The sequence below is a fragment of the Mesorhizobium sp. P171375 genome, from assembly GCF_057786075.1.
Genome location: NZ_JBYNWF010000001.1, coordinates 4,069,383 through 4,086,186, shown reverse-complemented (window position 1 = coordinate 4,086,186; position 16,804 = coordinate 4,069,383). Strand labels below are relative to the sequence as shown.

The window sequence follows — 16,804 nt, the reverse complement described above, 5'->3', positions numbered from 1 at the left end:
TCAATCCACGAAAGAACTTGCCGCGACATAGATCGCGGCCAGCGCCTCGATGCCGGCCTGGTCGTCCTTGTCGAAGCGGCCGGGTGTCGGGCTGTCGAGGTCGATCAGACCGAAGACGCCGTCATTGTCCCGGAGCAGCACGACCAGTTCCGAACGCGAGGCGGCGTCGCAGGCGATGTGGCCGGCAAACTCGTGCACATCCTTGACCAGCATCGACATTTCGAGATCGATCGCGGTGCCGCACACGCCCTTGCCGACGGCGATGCGCACGCAGGCCGGCTTGCCCTGGAAGGGTCCGAGCACCAGCTCCTCGTCGGAGGCCAGGAAATAGAAACCGGCCCAATTGAGGTCGGGCACCATCTGGAAGATCAGCGCCGATGTGTTGGCGGCATTGGCGACCGAATCGCTCTCGCCCTCCAGCAGCGCCTTCAACTGGGCTACCAGTTCGCGGTAGAAGGCTGGCTTGTCGGTGCTGTCGATGGTCTGAGCCGCAAACATGGTTGGTCTCCGTTGCCGGCGAGCCAAGATGCCCGCTATATCCCTGTCTGCCACCAATGACGCGCCCGGGAAATACACAATTGTGAATACCGTCCATGCCAGCAGAAGACAGGATCGGGTGCAGCCGGCAGCGAGCGAAGGCCCTCTCACCTTCGCCGTGCTGGTCTTTCCCGGCTTTCCGATGATGGCGTTCAGTTCGGTGATCGAGCCGCTGCGCGCCGCCAATGTGCTGGCCAAACGGGATTGTTATCGCTGGGTGATCGTCGGCGCCGACCAGGGCACGGTCGAGGCGTCCAATGGGGTTGTCATACAACCGGGATTCTCAGCCTCTGGCGCGCCGAAGGTCGACCGCATTGTCGTCTGCTCGGGCGGCAATGCGGACTTGCTTGTCGCCGACGATGCGGTTGCCTGGATGCGCAAGAGCCTGCGGGGCGGCGCCCATATCGGCGCGGTGGCCGATGCGGCGTTCTTCCTCGCCAGGGCCGGCTTGCTGGACGGCCATGCCTGCACCTTGCACTGGACCAGCCAGGCGGCCTTCACCGAGGCATTCCCGGACATCGAGCTTCGGCGCGACCTCTATGTCATCGATCGCAAGCGCTTCACCTCGGCGGGCGGCGTCGGCAGCCTCGACATGATGCTGGAGATCATCACCAACGACTATGGCGGCGAGCTCGCGGCCGGTGTCGCCGAATGGTTCGTGCACAGCCCGTTGCGTTCCAGCGTCGACCGCAAGCTGATGCCGCTCAGGCTGCGCACCGGCGTCCAGAACGAACTGGTGCTGTCGGCCATCGCCATCATGGAGGATGCGGTCGAGGAGCGGCTCGGCATGACGGAACTGGCGGCAAGGCTCGGCGTCTCCTCCGACAAGCTGGAGCGCAATTTCCGCAGCGAGCTCAGCATCTCGCCCAACGGCTACTACCGGCGCCTCAGGCTACGGCGCGCGGCTGACCTTCTGGCGCATTCGACGCTGATGGTGCGAGATGTTGCGCTGGCCTGCGGGTTTGCGTCGATGTCGAGCTTTGCGAGGGCTTTCCGCGAGGAGCACGGACATGCGCCGAAGGCGATGCGACGGCATTAGGGATTGAGCGCGGCTGCGCTTGCGGCATTTCGCACGACATTTGCGGGATTGCGCACAGCCTTTGCTCAACGCCGAGCTATGTTCGAGCCTTCAGGAGGCGCACCCATGAGCATCGTCGTTTTCGACCCCGACAGCACCGAGGATGTGGACTTCAAGGACCGTATGCGCCACCCGGTCGCGGCCGACTCTGCCGGCGGCATGTGGCTTTCGGATACCGAGCCGTCCTTCATCGATGCCGACGCCTTGCGCAAAGGACGGCTTGCGAAGCTGCGCCAATGGATGCGCGAGGCCGGCTATGGCGGCATAGTGCTATTCGACCCGTACAACCAGCGCTACGCCACCGGCTCGCGCAACATGTTCGGCTATTTCCTGCGCAACTCGACGCGCTATTTCTTCATTCCGACCGAAGGGCCGATCGTGCTGTTCGAATATCCGCAGAGCTACCATGTTTCGATGGTGCTCGACACGATCGACGAGGCGCGTCCTTCCAAACTGGTGTGGTCTTCGGTGTCGGGCCGCGACGACGAGACCGCCGGCCCGTTTGCCGACGAGATCACCGAGCTTTTGAAGAAGCATGGCGGCGGCTCGATGAAGCTCGGGCTCGACCGCTGCAGCCATCTGCAGGCGCTGGCGCTGGAAAAGCGCGGCTGCGATGTCAGGGACTGCCAGGGGGAAATCCTGGCTGTGCGCGCCGTCAAGACGCCTGAGGAAGTCAAATGCCTGCAGGTTTCGATGGCCGGCGCAGAGGCGGCTGTCTACGCCGTGCGTGAGGCGATCAAGCCCGGCGTCTCCGAAAACGAGCTGTTCGCCATCATGTATGGCGAGGTGATCCGCCAAGGCGGCGAGTTTATCGAGACACGATTGCTCACCTCGGGACAGCGCACCAATCCTTGGTTCAACGAAGCCAGCGGCCGCAAGATCCGGCCGGGCGAATTGCTGGCGCTCGATACCGACACGATCGGTTGCTATGGCTACTATTCCGATTTTTCCCGCACCTTCCGCTGCGGCCCGGGCAAGCCGACCGACTACCAGAAATCGCTCTACCGCATGGCGCACGACCAGGTTCAGCACAATATTTCGATCGTCAAGCCGGGCATGGCCTTTCGCGAGATCGCCGAAAAAGCGTGGAAAATCCCGGACCGTTTTGTCGACCAGCGCTATACCTCAGTGATGCACGGCGTCGGCATGCATGGCGAGACGCCGTTCATTGCGCATGCCATGGACTATGAGACCTACGGCCGCGACGGGGTCATCGTGCCCGGCATGGTGGTGAGCGTGGAAAGCTATATCGGCGAGAAAGGCGGCCGCGAGGGCGTCAAGCTGGAGGACGAGATCCTGATCACCGACACCGGCACCGAGCTTCTGTCGCGCTTTCCCTATGAGGACGAGTTTCTGGAGAAACAGATTTGATCCCAATGCCCCCTACTGATGTTAGCGCGGTATCGCAAACCTTCGGGAATAGCCGAGGCACCCATGCCTTCGTCATCCTAGGGCGAAGCAAGGAGCGCAGCGACGCGGCGCAGACCCTAGGATCCATGCCGGGACTCCCGAGCGCCGCACCGGTGCGAATTCTGCTCCGCCGTGTTCCTTGGCCGATGTCACGGCATGGATCCTCGGGTCTCCGCGACGGAGCTTCGCTCCTGCTTCGCCCGTGGATGACGAAGGTTGGGAGGCACCGGCCAATCACCACCGTTTGCGCCAGTTTAATGAATGGAATGGCGTTGGTCGCGAACCCAGGCGCAGCCGCATGAAAAGCCCGATCTCGATCAAACGCGGCGCGGTGGCGGCGGTGTTCATCGACCTCCAGGAGGAGCATCGGCAGGACAAGCGCTATCTGGTCGAAGGCTATGGCGAGGTGCTGGCCAACGTCCAGCGCCTGCAGGCGGCGGCGCGGCGCAACTTCGTGCCGCTCTACCACTGGGCCTATGTTGTCGATACCGCCAAGGCGCGGCCGTTCCATCCGCTCGATGCCGACGGCAAGTCGGCCTTTTCCGACAAGAGCGATCCGCTGACGGAAATCTGTCATGAGGTGGCGCCGGCCAATGGCGAAGCGTTGCTGATCAAGGCGGAGGCCAGCGCCTTCCGTTCGGGGCCGGCGGCGCGCGACCTCAAATCCGGCGGCATCGAATGGCTGATCGTCGCCGGCGTGTGGACCGAGGCCTGTATCGATGCCACCGTGAAGGATGCGGTGGCATCCGGCTTTCGTGTACTTTTGGTCAAGGATGCCTGTGGCAGCGGCAGTGCCGCCATGCACCAGACCGCCATCCTCAACCTCGCCAACCGGCTCTATGGCGGCGCCGTCACCAACACCATCGACGCCTGCCGGCTGATGGCGGGCGATACCGTCAGCGCATGGCAGGTCGAGGGCTCGGTGCCGCTGCGCTTCACCTTTGACAACGCCGGCCGGCTCTACGGCGAACTCTGAGGCACAGGATGGGCACACTCCACCAGCTCAAGACAGCAGGGCGGGGAAAATACGCCACCATGCTCGACCCGGCGCTGTGGGATTACATCGACCTGGTCAACGACTGGTTCCCGCCCGAAATCGCCGAACTGCCGATTGCCGAGCAGAGGTCAGTGTACGACGCGATGTGCCGCGCCTTCCATCAGGGTTATCCCAAAGGCGTCACCGCAAACGATGGCATCATTGCCGGCGATAAAGGGCACGCCATTCCCATCCGCCACTACCGTATTGCGGGCAAGCCGTTACGCGCACTCGTCGTCTATTATCATGGCGGCGGGTTTGTGCTGGGCGGGCTCGACAGTCATGACGACATCTGCGCCGAAATCTGCGCCGGCACCGGCTTCGACGTCGTCTCCGCCGACTACCGGCTGGCGCCGGAACATCCGCATCCGGCTGCCTTCGAGGATGCGCTTGCCGCCTTCGAATGGGCGGCGCAGACGACCGACCTGCCAATCGTGCTCGTCGGCGAGAGTGCCGGCGGCAACCTTGCCGCCGCGGTCGCGCATGCGTCGCGCCGCCACCCGCGCCACGCCGTCGGCCAGGTGCTGATCTATCCCGGCCTCGGCGGCGACGAAAACGCCGGCTCCTATGTCGAGCACGCACAAGCGCCGCTGCTGACGCTGCGCGACATCGAGACCTACCGCGCCATCCGCTCAGGCCCGGCGCACACGCCCGACGACCCGACATTCTCGCCGCTTAAAGACAGCGATTTCTCCGGCCTGCCGCCGACGGTCATCGTGACTGCCGAATGCGATCCGCTGTCGTCGGACGGCGAAACCTATCGCGACCGTATCGTTGCCGCCGGCGGCCGCGCCTGGTGGTACGAGGAGCCGCGGCTGGTGCACAGTTTCTTGCGTGCCCGCAAGAATGTAGGGCGCGCCGGCGAGGCTTTCCTGTGCATCCTGGCGGCCATCGCCGCCGTCGCCGTGCTCGGCAAGAACGACGAAACGCTGATCTCCCCCCTCGTGGGGGTTGAGGAGTGGTCCGCATAGCGGGTGGAAAGCCAATTGCTTGGCTTTCCGAACGACGAAAGCCGGCAGGCCAGAGGGGGCGCGAAGGATCGCGGCCCTTCAATATTCTAACGCAACGATTGTCTGCGAAGACACTCCAGCCGACAGAAGGGGCCGGCGGAAAGCACCCCCCTGTGTCCTGCCCGTCCTCCGCAGCAGCTGCGCCGCATCTGCGGAGGGTGGACCGGACATCTCCCCCACAAGGGGGGAGATTGGCGGCACACCCCTGCGGAACAGCGCACAAGAATTGCGGAAAAGCGAACATTTCCCTGCGTCAGCCCGCCCTATCATCGACGCTCAGGTAATGGCCCCCCGGCGGTCGCATCCGCCCCCAGCGGAGGCGATCCGTCGGGCCGCTCAACAAAGAGGGAACGACGATGAAATTCATGCTGACCGACAGAAGATTGCATCCGAAGGCGAAACCCGTTGCCGACGATTTCAGGAAGGGCGGCGTCAACCGGCGCGAATATCTCGCCATCATGGCTGGCTTCGGAGTCAGCGCGGCTGGCGCGCTGGCGCTGGGCGGTCTTGCCCCCTCGCCCGCCCGGGCCGAGGAGCCGAAGCGCGGCGGCACCTTGCGCGTCGCCATGAACGTCAAGGGCTTCAAGGATCCGCGCACCTTCGACGGCGTCGAGATGTCGAACGTCGCGCGCCACTGCAACGAATATCTGGTGCGCTGGAACCGCGACTTCACCTTCGAGCCGTGGCTGCTCGAAAGCTGGGAAACCAGCGACGATGCGAAAACAATCACCCTGCATGTGCGCAAGGGCATCGCCTGGTCGAACGGCGACACCTTCAACGCCGACGATGTCATCCACAATCTCACACGCTGGTGCGATGCTTCCGTCGCCGGCAATTCGGTCGCCGCGCGCATGGGTGCGCTGGTCAATGCCGACACCAAGAAGCCGGTCGACGGCGGCATCGAGAAGGTCGACGACTTCACCGTCAAACTCAATCTGCCGAAGCCTGACATTTCGCTGATCGCCGGCATGGCCGACTATCCGGCACTGATCATGCACCGCTCCTACGAAGGCGGCGACGACCCGATGAAGGCGCTGGCGATCACCACTGGTCCCTGCGAGCTGGTCAGTTGGAATGCCGAGACAAGCGCGGAGGTGAAGCGCAAGGACAAGCCCTGGTGGAAGGGCGACTTCTACCTCGATGGCATCAAATGGGTCGATTACGGCTCGGACCCCAATGCCATGCTGTCGGCCTTCGAATCCGGCGAGATCGACACCGACCACGAAACCGCCTCCGACGCCGTGTCGCAGACCGAGCAGATGGGCCTGCTAAATTCCGAGATCGCCACCGGCTCGACCATCGTCGCCCGCTTCAATGTCGGCAATGCACCCTATGACGACGTCAAGGTGCGCCGCGCTGCCCAGCTTTCGGTCGACAATTCGGCCGTGCTGGCGCTTGGCCTCGGTGGTCGCGGCAAGCCCGCCGACAACCATCATGTCGGCCCGATGCATCCTGAGTTTGCCGATATCGGCCCGGCCAAGCGTGACGTGGATCAGGCGAAGAAACTGCTTGCCGAGGCCGGCAAAGCCGACCACGAATTCGACCTGATCTCCGTCGATGTCGAATGGCAAAAGAGCACTGGCGACGCGATCGCAGCGCAGATGCGCGAGGCCGGCCTGAAGATCAAGCGCACGGTGTTGCCGGCGGCGACCTTCTGGAACGATTGGAGCAAATACCCCTTCTCCACCACCGAATGGCTCGGCCGCCCGCTTGGGGTCCAGGTGCTGGCGCTCGCCTATAAATCGGGTGCTGCCTGGAACGAAAGCGCGTACGCCAACAAAGAGTTCGACGAGCTTCTCGACACGGCGCTGGCAACGCCGGACGCCGCCCAGCGCAAGGAGATCATGGCCAAGATCGAGCAGAATCTGCGCAATGCCGGCATCATCATCCAGCCCTACTGGCGCTCGGTCTACCGCACCTATCGCAAGGGCGTGCAAGGCTGCGAACAGCACCAGTCGCTCGAGCAGCACTTTGAGAAGGTGTGGCTGGAAAGCTGATCCCTCCCAGGACTGTTGGGCCGGCGCGGTTCGAATGAGCCGCGCCGGCCGAATGCCGTTTGCCATGCGCATGATTTTTGGCACAGATTGCGCCTGACCGACTTTCGGCTCAGAGCGAATCAGGCATGGATCACTTCGACCTCGGCACCTATCGCCGCCCCATCTCCACATCCTCGGCCGATACGCAGCGCTGGTTCGATATCGGGCTGAACTGGTGTTACGGCTTCAACCATGAGGAAGGCATAAAGTGCTTCGAGAAGGCGTTGGAGACCGACCCTGATTGCGCCTTCGTGCATTGGGGCATCGCCTATGCCGCCGGGCCTTTTTATAACCTGACCTGGAAGGAGCACGGCAAGGACGAGGCAAACCGTGCAGCCAAGCGCTGCTTCGACCATGTGCAGTTGGCACGCGCCCATGCGGCAAAAGCCAGCGCGGTGGAGCAGCAGCTGATAGAGGCGCTGGCAACCCGTTTCCAGCAGCCGCATGACGTCACGCCCGTGGAATTCGAACAATGGGACAATGCCTATGCCGCCGCGATGCGGCAGGTCTATCGCGACTTTCCCGACGACCATGATGTAATGGCGCTCACCGTCGAGGCGCTGATGATGCGCACCGTTCGGCGGCTATGGGATCTGAAAACAGGGAGACCGGCGCCCAATTCGGATGTGCTGGAAGCACTGGAAGTCTGTGAGCGTTCGATCCGGCTGTCGGACGAAGCCGGCACTGCGCCGCACCCGGCGATCCTGCATCTGCACATCCATCTCCTGGAAATGTCGACGCAGCCGGAGCGCGGCATTCGCTCGGCCGACCGGCTCGGCACGATGTGTCCCGATGCCGGCCACATGAACCACATGCCTGGGCATATCCATGTGCTGTGCGGCGAATACGAGAAGGCGAAGCTCGCCAGCGAAAAGGCGGTGCGCGCCAACGACCTCTACCTCGCCTATGCCAGTGAGCCGACTTACTATCTGCTCGGCTGCTGCCACGATCTGCATCTGATGATGTTCACCTGCATGTTCCTTGGCCAATACGAGCCGGCGCTGTGGGCGGCCGACAAGGTGCGCAGCCTGGTCGCGCGCGACGTGGTCGCCATCCAGGACCGGCCGAAGCTGACGCAGACGGTTGAAGGCTATCACGCCATGCGCGCGCATGTGCAGGTGCGCTTCGGCCGCTGGCAGGAGATCATCGACGAGCCGATGGTGGCGGAGCCGGAACTCTACGTGCTGACATCAGCCATGCAGCACTACGCCAAGGGCGTCGCGCATGCCACGCTCAAGCAATTTTCGGCGGCCGAGCGCGAACGCGAGAACTTCCGCAGGCATGTCGAGGCCATTCCCGCCGAGCGGCGCTTCCTCAGCAATCCGACACGGGCCTCGCTGGCTGTCGGTGCAGCCCTTCTCGATGGCGAGCTCGCCTATCACCAGGGCCGGCATGACGAGGCCTACGATCACCTGCGCCACGCAGTCGAGCTCGACGACAATCTGTCCTACACCGAGCCATGGGCCTGGATGCACCCTCCCCGCCATGCGCTGGCCGCCCTGCTGCTCGACCAGGGCCACGCTGAAGAGGCCGAGCAGGTCTATCGCGACGATCTGGGCTTGAGCGGCAGGGTGCAACGCTGCGCCCAGCATCCCGATAATGTCTGGGCGCTGCACGGGCTGGTCGAGTGCCTGAAACGGCGCGGCGAGAGCGTGGAGATGCCGGAGTTGCAGGCGAAGCTTGCCGCCGCGCTGGCGAAGGCGGATGTGGCGATCACCTCGTCATGCCTGTGCCGGACGAGTGTGCAAGCGGACCATAGCTGTTGCCATTGAAGCCCAGCCGACCGCAGCGGCGTCGCCTTACGAGAAGATTTCCGCCAGCTCGTCGACGCTGGTGCCTTCCTTGACCTGGCGCAGCTCGACATAGCTGACCGCGGCGGCGACCGACAGCAGCATCGACATCACGCTTTGCACCAGCCCCGCCACGATGGCCGCGACAACGCCGTGAAACAGGTAGACGACCACGCCAACCGCCCCCTGGATGACCATCGCGATGATGATCAGGACCAGGAACAGGCCGAACAGCGACCAGCGGCTGCCCTTGGTCAGGGCGCGGCTGCGCGACATTGAACCAAACACGCCAAGCCGCTCCTGGATCAGAACCGGCACCGAAACCGACCAGCCGAGCCAAAGGATGATGCCGGGCACGATCAAGGCGATCATGGCCAGGCCCGATCCCAAAGCAACGAGGAAACCTATCCCCAGGGTCGGCAGCAAAAAACGAATGGCGATCTGCAGGCTGTCGCCAAAGGTCGGACGCTTTCCGTTCAAATCCTCGATCGTGGCCCGCACAAGCGCAGACTGAAGCAGCAGCGCAAAAATGGAGCTTATGAAAATGGCGACAAACGAGATCCAGGAATTGCGAAACGCGAAGGCGGGATCGGCCGCGGCGCCTGGATCGACCGCCAGGATGGCTTGCATGCGCGATTCAGTCCACAACTGCATCAAGACCGTCGGCAACCCTGAAAACAGCAATGCCAGTCCGACAGTCAGGACGATATTTCGGCCGATGACGGAGAAGCTGTTGTTGAATACCCTGCCGATCTGAAATTTCTCAGGCCGTGCAAATGTTGCCGAAGTCATGATGCGCCCCCTGTTTCGCCGCCGAATATTGTCCGGCGATCGCAGCAGTAAATTTGCCAAGATTGGTGAGCGCCGTCTAGCCCACTTGCAAATGTTGCGCTGCATTGTCAGTGTCGGCCCGCGAACCGCAGGTTGCATGGGGGCGAAAAGGTGACTGCTGCACAGCCGGACGCTGCGCAAGCCGAATGGCTGACCAAACTGCACAAGCAGTTGCTGTCGGACGATTCGATCCAGTTCGACCTGCCGGCCTATGTGCAGCCCCAGCCCCCCGAGTGGCTGAAGCCGTTTGGCGAGTTCCTGAAATGGCTTGGCCCCTACATGATCTACCTGTTCTGGGGCGCCGTGATCACAGGTGCCGCGATCATCCTGTTGCTGATTTTGCTCGAGGTGAAAGGCGTTGCCTGGCGCCTGCCGTGGCGGCGCAAGAAGAGCGTGACCGAGGCTGAGGCGACGTGGCGTCCCGACGTCGGCGCGGCCCAGATCCTGTTGTCGGAAGCCGATGCGCTGGCTGCCCGCGGCGAGTATGACGAGGCGGTGCATCTTTTGCTTCGCCGCAGTGTCGCCGACATTGCCGGGCGCCTGCCCGACTTCCTGCGCCCGTCGCTGACCGCGCGCGACATCGCCAGCGCGGCGTCGATCCCGACACGGGCGCGCGGCGCCTTTACTCAGATCGCGCGCATCGTCGAGGCGGCGCTGTTCGCGCGCCGGCCGGTCGGCCCCGAGGGCTGGCAGGAGGCGCGCGGCGCCTATGAGCGATTTGTCTTCAGGGATGCCTGGGTGTGAGTGCTTCGACCGCCGACATCGCCGAGCAGGAACCGTTCAGCCGCAGAACGCTGTTCTGGGGCATTTTTGCCAGCTTGCTCGCGGCGGCGGGCTTCTTCCTGCTGTCCACCTATGCCCCCGACTTCCGTCAGCCCAGCGTCGGCGGCGCGACGCCACTGTCGAAGAGCGGCATCGGCTATGCTGGCCTGGCGGAATGGCTGAAGCTGACTGGCGAAGCGCCCGATATGGCACGGTCCGACAGCGATCTTGAGACCGAAATGCTGCTGGTCGTCACCATCTCACCCGACAGCGATCCGGATGCGCTCGCCAACATCATCAAGCTTCGCAAGGGTATGGATACGCTGTTCGTGCTGCCCAAATGGGCGACCTTGCCGCTGTTCCAGCATGAGGGCTGGGAGATGAAGATCGAGCGGCTGCCGGCCGTCGTGGTGAACGACTGGCTCGGCCGCATCGCCAAGGCCAAGCTCGGCGGGGGCGAGATCACGGTCAAACAAATCGACGTCTCAGGGCAGACGGTCAACGTTCCCGACCAGTTGCAGTGGGTAGCAGACGAACACCCGCTGATTGCCGCCGGCAATGGCAAGGCGGTGCTGACCGAGGTGGAAGACGAGCGGTTCTACATCCTGACCGACCCCGACCTGATCAACAATGCCGCGCTCAAGGATCCCGACAAGGCAGCGGCGGCGCTGAAGCTGATCGAGTTCCTGCAGTCTGAAGAGGGTCCGGTGATGTTCGACCTGACGCTGCACGGTTTCGGGCGAAAATACGATCTCGCCAAGCTTCTGGTCGAGCCGCCATTCCTGGCGCTGACGCTGACCATTCTGGCGGCGGCGGCACTGGCGTTCCTGCATGGCCTTGGCCGGTTCGGGCCGCCGCGGGCCGATCAGCGCGCCATCGCCTTCGGCAAGCGCGCGCTGGTCGACACAACGGCGATGCTGTTGCGCCGCGCCGGCCGGCTGGAAGAACTGGGCGATCGCTATGGCGCGCTGGCGCGGGTGCGCGCCGGCGCACTGCTCGGCGCGCCGCATGGTTTGCAGGGCGAAGCGCTCGACCGCTGGCTCGATTCCCGCGATAAGGACGAAACCGGCGGTTTCACGACCCGCCTGCAAGCCGCCGACGCCGCGAAAACCCTGACACAAATGCATGAGGCAGCCGAAAAGCTGCACGACTGGACGGCAAGGAGGCTCGGTGAACGTCGATGATGTAAAGGCCCTGGCGACACAGATCAGGGAAGAGGTGGCCAAGGCCATCACCGGGCAACACGATACGGTCGATCTAATGCTGACGGCATTGTTCGCCGGCGGGCATATATTGCTCGAGGGACCACCGGGCACGGCCAAGACGATGACGGCGCGCTGCTTTGCCCAGGCGCTGGGCGTCGCCTATGGCCGCATCCAGTTCACGCCAGACCTGATGCCCGGCGACATCGTCGGCTCCAACATCTACAATTTCCAGACCGGGCAATTCACGCTGACGCACGGTCCAATCTTCTGTGACCTGCTGCTTGCAGACGAAATCAACCGCACACCGCCAAAGACCCAGGCCGCCCTTCTGGAGGCGATGCAGGAGCATGCCGTCACCTTTGACGGCACCACCCATTCGCTCGGCCAGAATTTCATGGTGGTGGCGACGCAGAACCCGATCGAACACCAGGGCGTCTATCCCCTGCCCGAGGCCCAGCTCGACCGCTTCCTGTTCAAGCACCGGGTGAGCTACCCCGACGCGCAAGAGGAAAAGGCGATCATCATCCATCACGGCGGCGGCACCGCCTCGCACGATATCAAGCAGTACGGCATCACCGCCCAGGCCGACCGCAAGACGCTGGAAAAGGCACTGGCGACGGTCGGCGAGGTCACGCTGGTCGACGATGTCGTCGATTATATCGCCAGGCTGGTGCGGGCGACGCGCGCCAGCCCCGATCTGGAGGTTGGCGCCAGCCCGCGCGCGGGCGCCATGCTGGCGAGAGCCGCACGCGCCCGGGCAGCGCTCGACGGCCGTGCCTATGTCATCCCCGACGACGTCAAGGCGCTTGCCGTGCCGGCGCTGCGCCATCGCGTGATCCTGTCGCCGGCGGCGCAGATCGACGGCCGCCTGGTCGAGCAGATCGTCACCGACCTTGTCGACCAGACGGAAGCGCCACGTTGATCTATCCAAGCGGCCGGGCAGTCTGGGCAGGTGCGGCAGGGGCAATACCGGCCTTCCTGATCGCGCTCGCGCTGCCGTCGCTGTGGTATCTCGGCCTGCTGTGGATCTGCGTGCTGCTTGCTTTCCTGGCTGTGGACGCGGCCGCCGGGCGCGGACGCGCTTCCCTGGACGCCACCATCCATGCACCGCCGCAAGTCAGCGTCGGCGGCCAGTTCACCGTCAATGTCACCGCCAGGCTCAGCGGACGTCCGCGCGCGGTGCAGGCGCGTCTCGGCCATGATGAGCGGCTGGAGCCGCTGGGCGGCACCGGCGGCGCATTGACTGCTGAGGCCGGCAGCGCATCGCTCGACCTCAAATTCCAGGCGCTGCGGCGCGGCATAGCCAGGCTCGATCGCCTGTGGGTGCGCTGGCGCGGGCCGTTCGGTCTGGTCTGGAATCAGGTCGTCCTGCCGATGGACAACAAGGTCGCGGTGCTGCCTGACATCCGCAGCGCCCGCGACGAGGCGATCACGCTTCTGCAGCGCCAGTCGCTGCCCGACGGCCATGCGCAACGCCGCGCCGGCCAGGGCCGCGAATTCGAGGCGCTGAAAGATTACCAGCCCGGTATGGGCCGGCGCATGATCGACTGGAAGCGCAGCGCCCGCCACGGCAGGCTTCTGGCGCGCGAGTTCCGCATCGAGGAGAACAACAACATTGTGCTCGCCATCGATAGCGGCCGGCTGATGTGCGAGCCCGTCGACGGCGTGCCGAAGGTCGACCGAGCCGTCACCGCCGCCTTGCTGACGGCGTTCATTGCGCTGAAGGGCGGCGACATGATCAGCCTGTTCGGCTTCGATGCGCGGCCGCGCGTTTCCAGCGGCGCCGTGCGCGGCTCGGCCAGCTTCGCCATGATCCAGAAGCGCGCGGCCGAGATCGACTATTCCACCGAAGAGACCAATTTCACTTTGGCGCTGACCACGCTTGCGGCGCGGCTCGACCGGCGTTCGCTGGTGATCATCTTCACCGATTTCGTCGATCCGATCAGCGCCGAACTGATGCTGCGCACCGTCGGCCGGCTCACCGAACGGCATCTGGTGCTGTTCATGATGATGAAGGATGTCGAGCTGGAGACACTGGCCGACATGCCACCGGACACACCAGAGGATGTAGCGCGCTCGGTCGTCGCCGGCGGGCTGCTGCGCGAAAGGCAGGTCGTCATCGGAAGACTGCGGTTGCTCGGCGCGCATGTCATCGAGGCCGACCATCAAAGGCTGGGGCCGGCGCTGGTCGAGCGCTATCTCGAGCTCAAGCAGGAGGATCTGTTGTGAACGCGCTGGTCGGCAAGGATGCCGTGCGCCAGTCGCTGGCGAGCTTCCGTTCGGAACGCGAGGCCGACTGGAAGGCGTTCGAGGCGCTGCTTGCCCGGGTCGAGAAACGCGCTCCGCGTACGCTGTCGGAAGACGAGCTTTTGTCGCTGCCGCTGCTCTACCGCTCGGCGCTGTCCTCGCTCTCGGTGGCGCGGGCGACGTCGCTCGACAATGCGCTGGTCGGCTATCTCGAAGCGCTGTGCCTGCGCGGGTACTTCTACCTCTATGGCGCGCGCCGCAGCTTGCGGCAGCGTATCGGCGATTTCTTCCTGCATGATTGGCCGCATGCCATTCGCGATTTGTGGCGCGAAACCTTGCTGTCGGTCGTCTTGACCTTTGTCGGCTTCGGCGCCGGCTACTGGCTGGTGACGAAAGACAAGGGCTGGTACGACGCCATCATTCCGCCGAGTCTCGCCGGCGGGCGCAACCCGGACGCCTCAGTCGAAGTGCTGCGCCAGGTGCTCTACGATGGCGCCGACAGCAACTTCCTGTCGGGCTTCGCCGCCTATCTGTTCACGCACAATGTTCAGGTGGCGATCCTGGCCTTCGCGCTCGGCTTTGCCTTTGCGGTGCCGAGCGTGCTCTTGATCCTGATGAATGGCTGCCTGCTCGGCGCGATGTTCCAGATCTACGTCGCCAAGGGGCTTGGCATAGAACTGGGCGGGTGGCTGTCCATCCACGGCACCACCGAGATGTTTGCGATCGCGCTCGCGGGCGCTGCCGGCATGCGCATCGGCACGCGCATCGCCTTCCCCGGCGAACTGACCCGGATGACGGCCGCGGCCGATGCCGGGCGCGTGGCGGCAACCACCATGGTCGGGGTGACGATCATGCTTTTGTGTGCCGGCCTGCTCGAAGGCATCGGCAGGCAGGTCATCACCAGCGACGTGACGCGCTATGCCATCGGCGGCGGCATGCTGACCTTGTGGCTTTGCTATTTCTATTTGTTCAGGGTAGTGCGGCATGGCGACCGCTAGGCGCGCTGCCGTCTCGACGATACGGCCGCTGATCACGCCGGAAGGCGTCGATCTCCAGATCAAGCTCGCCGATGCCGGCACACGCGCCGCTGCCTTCCTGCTCGACTTTGTCATCATCATCGTCACCGCCATCGTGATCACGATCGTCGCGCTGTTCGGGCTGGCCGGCCTCAACGGCGAAGGGGCGCAGCCACTGTTCATCGTCTGGATCATCCTGATCTTCTTCCTGCGCAACGCCTATTTCATCGTCTTCGAGGCTGGCCGCCGCGCCGCTACGCCCGGCAAGCGGATGCTCGGCATCCGGGTGGCGTCGCGCAGCGGCGCCGGCCTTTCGGTCGATCAGGTCATCGCCCGCAATCTGATGCGCGAGATCGAGATCTTCCTGCCGCTGTCGATTATCCTCGGCCGCAGCGAGATGGGGCTCGCCGACACGCTGTCGACGATCTCCGGACTGGTGTGGGCGCTGCTGTTTGCGCTCTTCCCGCTGTTCAACCGCGACCGCATGCGCATCGGCGATCTGCTGGCCGGAACCTGGGTGGTCGAGGCGCCGAAGCTGGCGCTGGTCGAGGACCTGTCGCAACGCCAGAACGCACGTGCCTTCCGCTTCACCCAGGTGCAGCTCGATGCCTATGGCATCGCCGAACTGCACAAGCTGGAAGAGGTGCTGCGCCGTGACGACTATTTCGCGCTGAAAGCCGTGGCGGAGACGATCGGGCGCAAGATCGGCATGACGGTGGAGCCGGGAGATTCCCGGGCTTTCCTCACCGCCTATTACGGCGAGCTGCGGGCACAGCTCGAACGCAAGCTTTTGCTGGGGACACGCAAGGCGGACAAGTATCAGCGGTAGGAAGGCACTCTAAGCGCCTGGTAACAATCACAGAACGCCAGCGCTGCCCCTCATCCGCCTGCCGGCACCTTCTCCCCGTATAGTGACGGGGAGAAGAGAGCTGGCCGCAGCGCCGCGCCTATTCTGCACAGCTGGATATTGGCGAAACCATCCGCGACAGCATCTTTCTCCCCGTCGCTATACGGGGAGAAATGCCCGGCAGGGCAATGAGGGGCAGCACCAGCCGATGAAATGGAGTGCCTCTCGCCTACCCCACCCACTTCTCATAGTCTGACACCAGCAGATGCACCGGCGCAACGTCCTCGTCGATGTTGGAGAAGCGGCCGATCGGCTCGCGGAAGACGTTGTCGGTCAAATCGTCGTTGACGGTCGAGACCTCGCCGATCAGCACATCCTTGCCCTCGGCCCAGAAGGCGTGCCAAACGCCGGGCATCAGCGTCACGCTCTGGCCGGGATCGAGCTTCAACAGCCCGCCCGCCGGCAGCCTGTGGATGGTGCCGTCGACAGGCACCGACACTTCGGCCTTCGGATCGATGCCGCCGTCGCGATCATGCATGAACAGTTCGAGCACCAGCTTGCCGCCGCCGCGGTTGATGATGTCCTCGGCCTTGATGTTGTGGCGATGCATCGGCGACAGCTGGTCCTTGCGCGAGATCATGATCTTCTCGGCATAGAGCATGCCCATGCCCTTCTTCATGTCGGCATAGACACCGTTGCGCACGGTGAACAGGAACAGGCCGAGCTCGTCGAATTTCTCCTGGCCGTAATCGGTGATGTCCCAGCCCAGCCGCGAGGTGAAAATAGCCGCGGAGTCAGCCTTGCGCACCTTCATCTCCTCCGGCGACCAGTAGGCGAAGGGCGGCATGATGTAGCCGAACGAGCGGATGAAGGCGTCGGCATCGCGGATGATGTCGTTGACGGTGGAGCGTTTCATGGTCGTGATCCCTTGGCGTCGCGTTCCTGCCTAAAGCGCATAGCCGAACAGCGTTGCGGTGTCGACGCAAACTGCATGCTGGC

Annotated in this window: 15 protein-coding genes; 12 read left to right on the top strand and 3 right to left on the bottom strand. The window is 64.0% G+C overall.

The window, feature by feature from the left end; all coding sequences use genetic code 11:
- A complete protein-coding gene (locus ACYHH6_RS19710; RefSeq protein WP_352589526.1) occupies positions 1 to 498 on the bottom strand; it encodes a GAF domain-containing protein in 498 nt (165 codons plus the stop codon).
- A 181-nt stretch (positions 499 to 679) separates the two neighbouring features.
- On the opposite strand from ACYHH6_RS19710, the gene ACYHH6_RS19705 reads away from it, so the two are divergent.
- From ACYHH6_RS19705 to ACYHH6_RS19680, 6 genes are all read left to right on the top strand, one after another.
- A complete protein-coding gene (locus ACYHH6_RS19705; protein ID WP_352589602.1) occupies positions 680 to 1,576 on the top strand; it encodes a GlxA family transcriptional regulator in 897 nt (298 codons plus the stop codon).
- A 105-nt stretch (positions 1,577 to 1,681) separates the two neighbouring features.
- The gene (locus tag ACYHH6_RS19700; RefSeq protein WP_352589529.1) at positions 1,682 to 2,986 is read left to right on the top strand and encodes a M24 family metallopeptidase; all 1,305 of its coding nucleotides are present in this window, start codon (positions 1,682 to 1,684) and stop codon (positions 2,984 to 2,986) included.
- A gap of 337 nt (positions 2,987 to 3,323) precedes the next feature.
- Positions 3,324 to 4,001, top strand: a complete 678-nt coding sequence (locus ACYHH6_RS19695; protein ID WP_352589532.1) for an isochorismatase family protein — start codon at positions 3,324 to 3,326, stop codon at positions 3,999 to 4,001.
- A gap of 8 nt (positions 4,002 to 4,009) precedes the next feature.
- A complete protein-coding gene (locus ACYHH6_RS19690; RefSeq protein ID WP_352589535.1) occupies positions 4,010 to 5,032 on the top strand; it encodes an alpha/beta hydrolase in 1,023 nt (340 codons plus the stop codon).
- Positions 5,033 to 5,427: 395 nt separating this feature from the next.
- Positions 5,428 to 7,068: an ABC transporter substrate-binding protein gene (locus ACYHH6_RS19685; protein ID WP_352589538.1), complete on the top strand. Its 1,641-nt coding sequence runs from the start codon at positions 5,428 to 5,430 to the stop codon at positions 7,066 to 7,068.
- Between the two features lie 125 nt (positions 7,069 to 7,193).
- Positions 7,194 to 8,879, top strand: a complete 1,686-nt coding sequence (locus tag ACYHH6_RS19680) for a tetratricopeptide repeat protein (protein ID WP_352589541.1) — start codon at positions 7,194 to 7,196, stop codon at positions 8,877 to 8,879.
- Between the two features lie 27 nt (positions 8,880 to 8,906).
- Here the strand turns inward: ACYHH6_RS19680 and ACYHH6_RS19675 are convergent, their stop codons facing one another.
- On the bottom strand, positions 8,907 to 9,869 hold the full coding sequence (locus ACYHH6_RS19675; RefSeq protein WP_352589544.1) for a hypothetical protein: 963 nt from the start codon (positions 9,867 to 9,869) through the stop codon (positions 8,907 to 8,909).
- Here ACYHH6_RS19675 and ACYHH6_RS19670 point away from each other — a divergent pair.
- From ACYHH6_RS19670 to ACYHH6_RS19645, 6 genes are read left to right on the top strand one after another with little or no spacing between them, the layout of a single operon-like run.
- Positions 9,840 to 10,472, top strand: coding sequence for a DUF4129 domain-containing protein (locus ACYHH6_RS19670; RefSeq protein WP_352589547.1), 633 nt, complete (start codon positions 9,840 to 9,842; stop codon positions 10,470 to 10,472). The genes ACYHH6_RS19675 and ACYHH6_RS19670 overlap by 30 nt on opposite strands.
- Positions 10,469 to 11,674, top strand: coding sequence for a DUF4350 domain-containing protein (locus ACYHH6_RS19665; protein WP_352589550.1), 1,206 nt, complete (start codon positions 10,469 to 10,471; stop codon positions 11,672 to 11,674). The genes ACYHH6_RS19670 and ACYHH6_RS19665 overlap by 4 nt, the downstream gene beginning before the upstream one ends.
- Positions 11,661 to 12,617 (top strand): AAA family ATPase, encoded by a 957-nt coding sequence (locus ACYHH6_RS19660; protein ID WP_112563586.1) that lies wholly within the window; start codon positions 11,661 to 11,663, stop codon positions 12,615 to 12,617. Before ACYHH6_RS19665 ends, ACYHH6_RS19660 begins: the two co-directional genes overlap by 14 nt.
- Complete coding sequence (locus ACYHH6_RS19655) at positions 12,614 to 13,924, top strand: DUF58 domain-containing protein (RefSeq protein WP_352589553.1); 1,311 nt, start codon at positions 12,614 to 12,616, stop codon at positions 13,922 to 13,924. Before ACYHH6_RS19660 ends, ACYHH6_RS19655 begins: the two co-directional genes overlap by 4 nt.
- The gene (locus ACYHH6_RS19650) at positions 13,921 to 14,940 is read left to right on the top strand and encodes a stage II sporulation protein M (protein ID WP_352589556.1); all 1,020 of its coding nucleotides are present in this window, start codon (positions 13,921 to 13,923) and stop codon (positions 14,938 to 14,940) included. Before ACYHH6_RS19655 ends, ACYHH6_RS19650 begins: the two co-directional genes overlap by 4 nt.
- Positions 14,927 to 15,787 (top strand): RDD family protein, encoded by an 861-nt coding sequence (locus tag ACYHH6_RS19645; protein ID WP_352589559.1) that lies wholly within the window; start codon positions 14,927 to 14,929, stop codon positions 15,785 to 15,787. Before ACYHH6_RS19650 ends, ACYHH6_RS19645 begins: the two co-directional genes overlap by 14 nt.
- A gap of 247 nt (positions 15,788 to 16,034) precedes the next feature.
- Here the strand turns inward: ACYHH6_RS19645 and ACYHH6_RS19640 are convergent, their stop codons facing one another.
- Complete coding sequence (locus ACYHH6_RS19640) at positions 16,035 to 16,721, bottom strand: D-lyxose/D-mannose family sugar isomerase (protein ID WP_352589562.1); 687 nt, start codon at positions 16,719 to 16,721, stop codon at positions 16,035 to 16,037.
- Between the last annotated feature and the right edge of the window lie 83 nt (positions 16,722 to 16,804).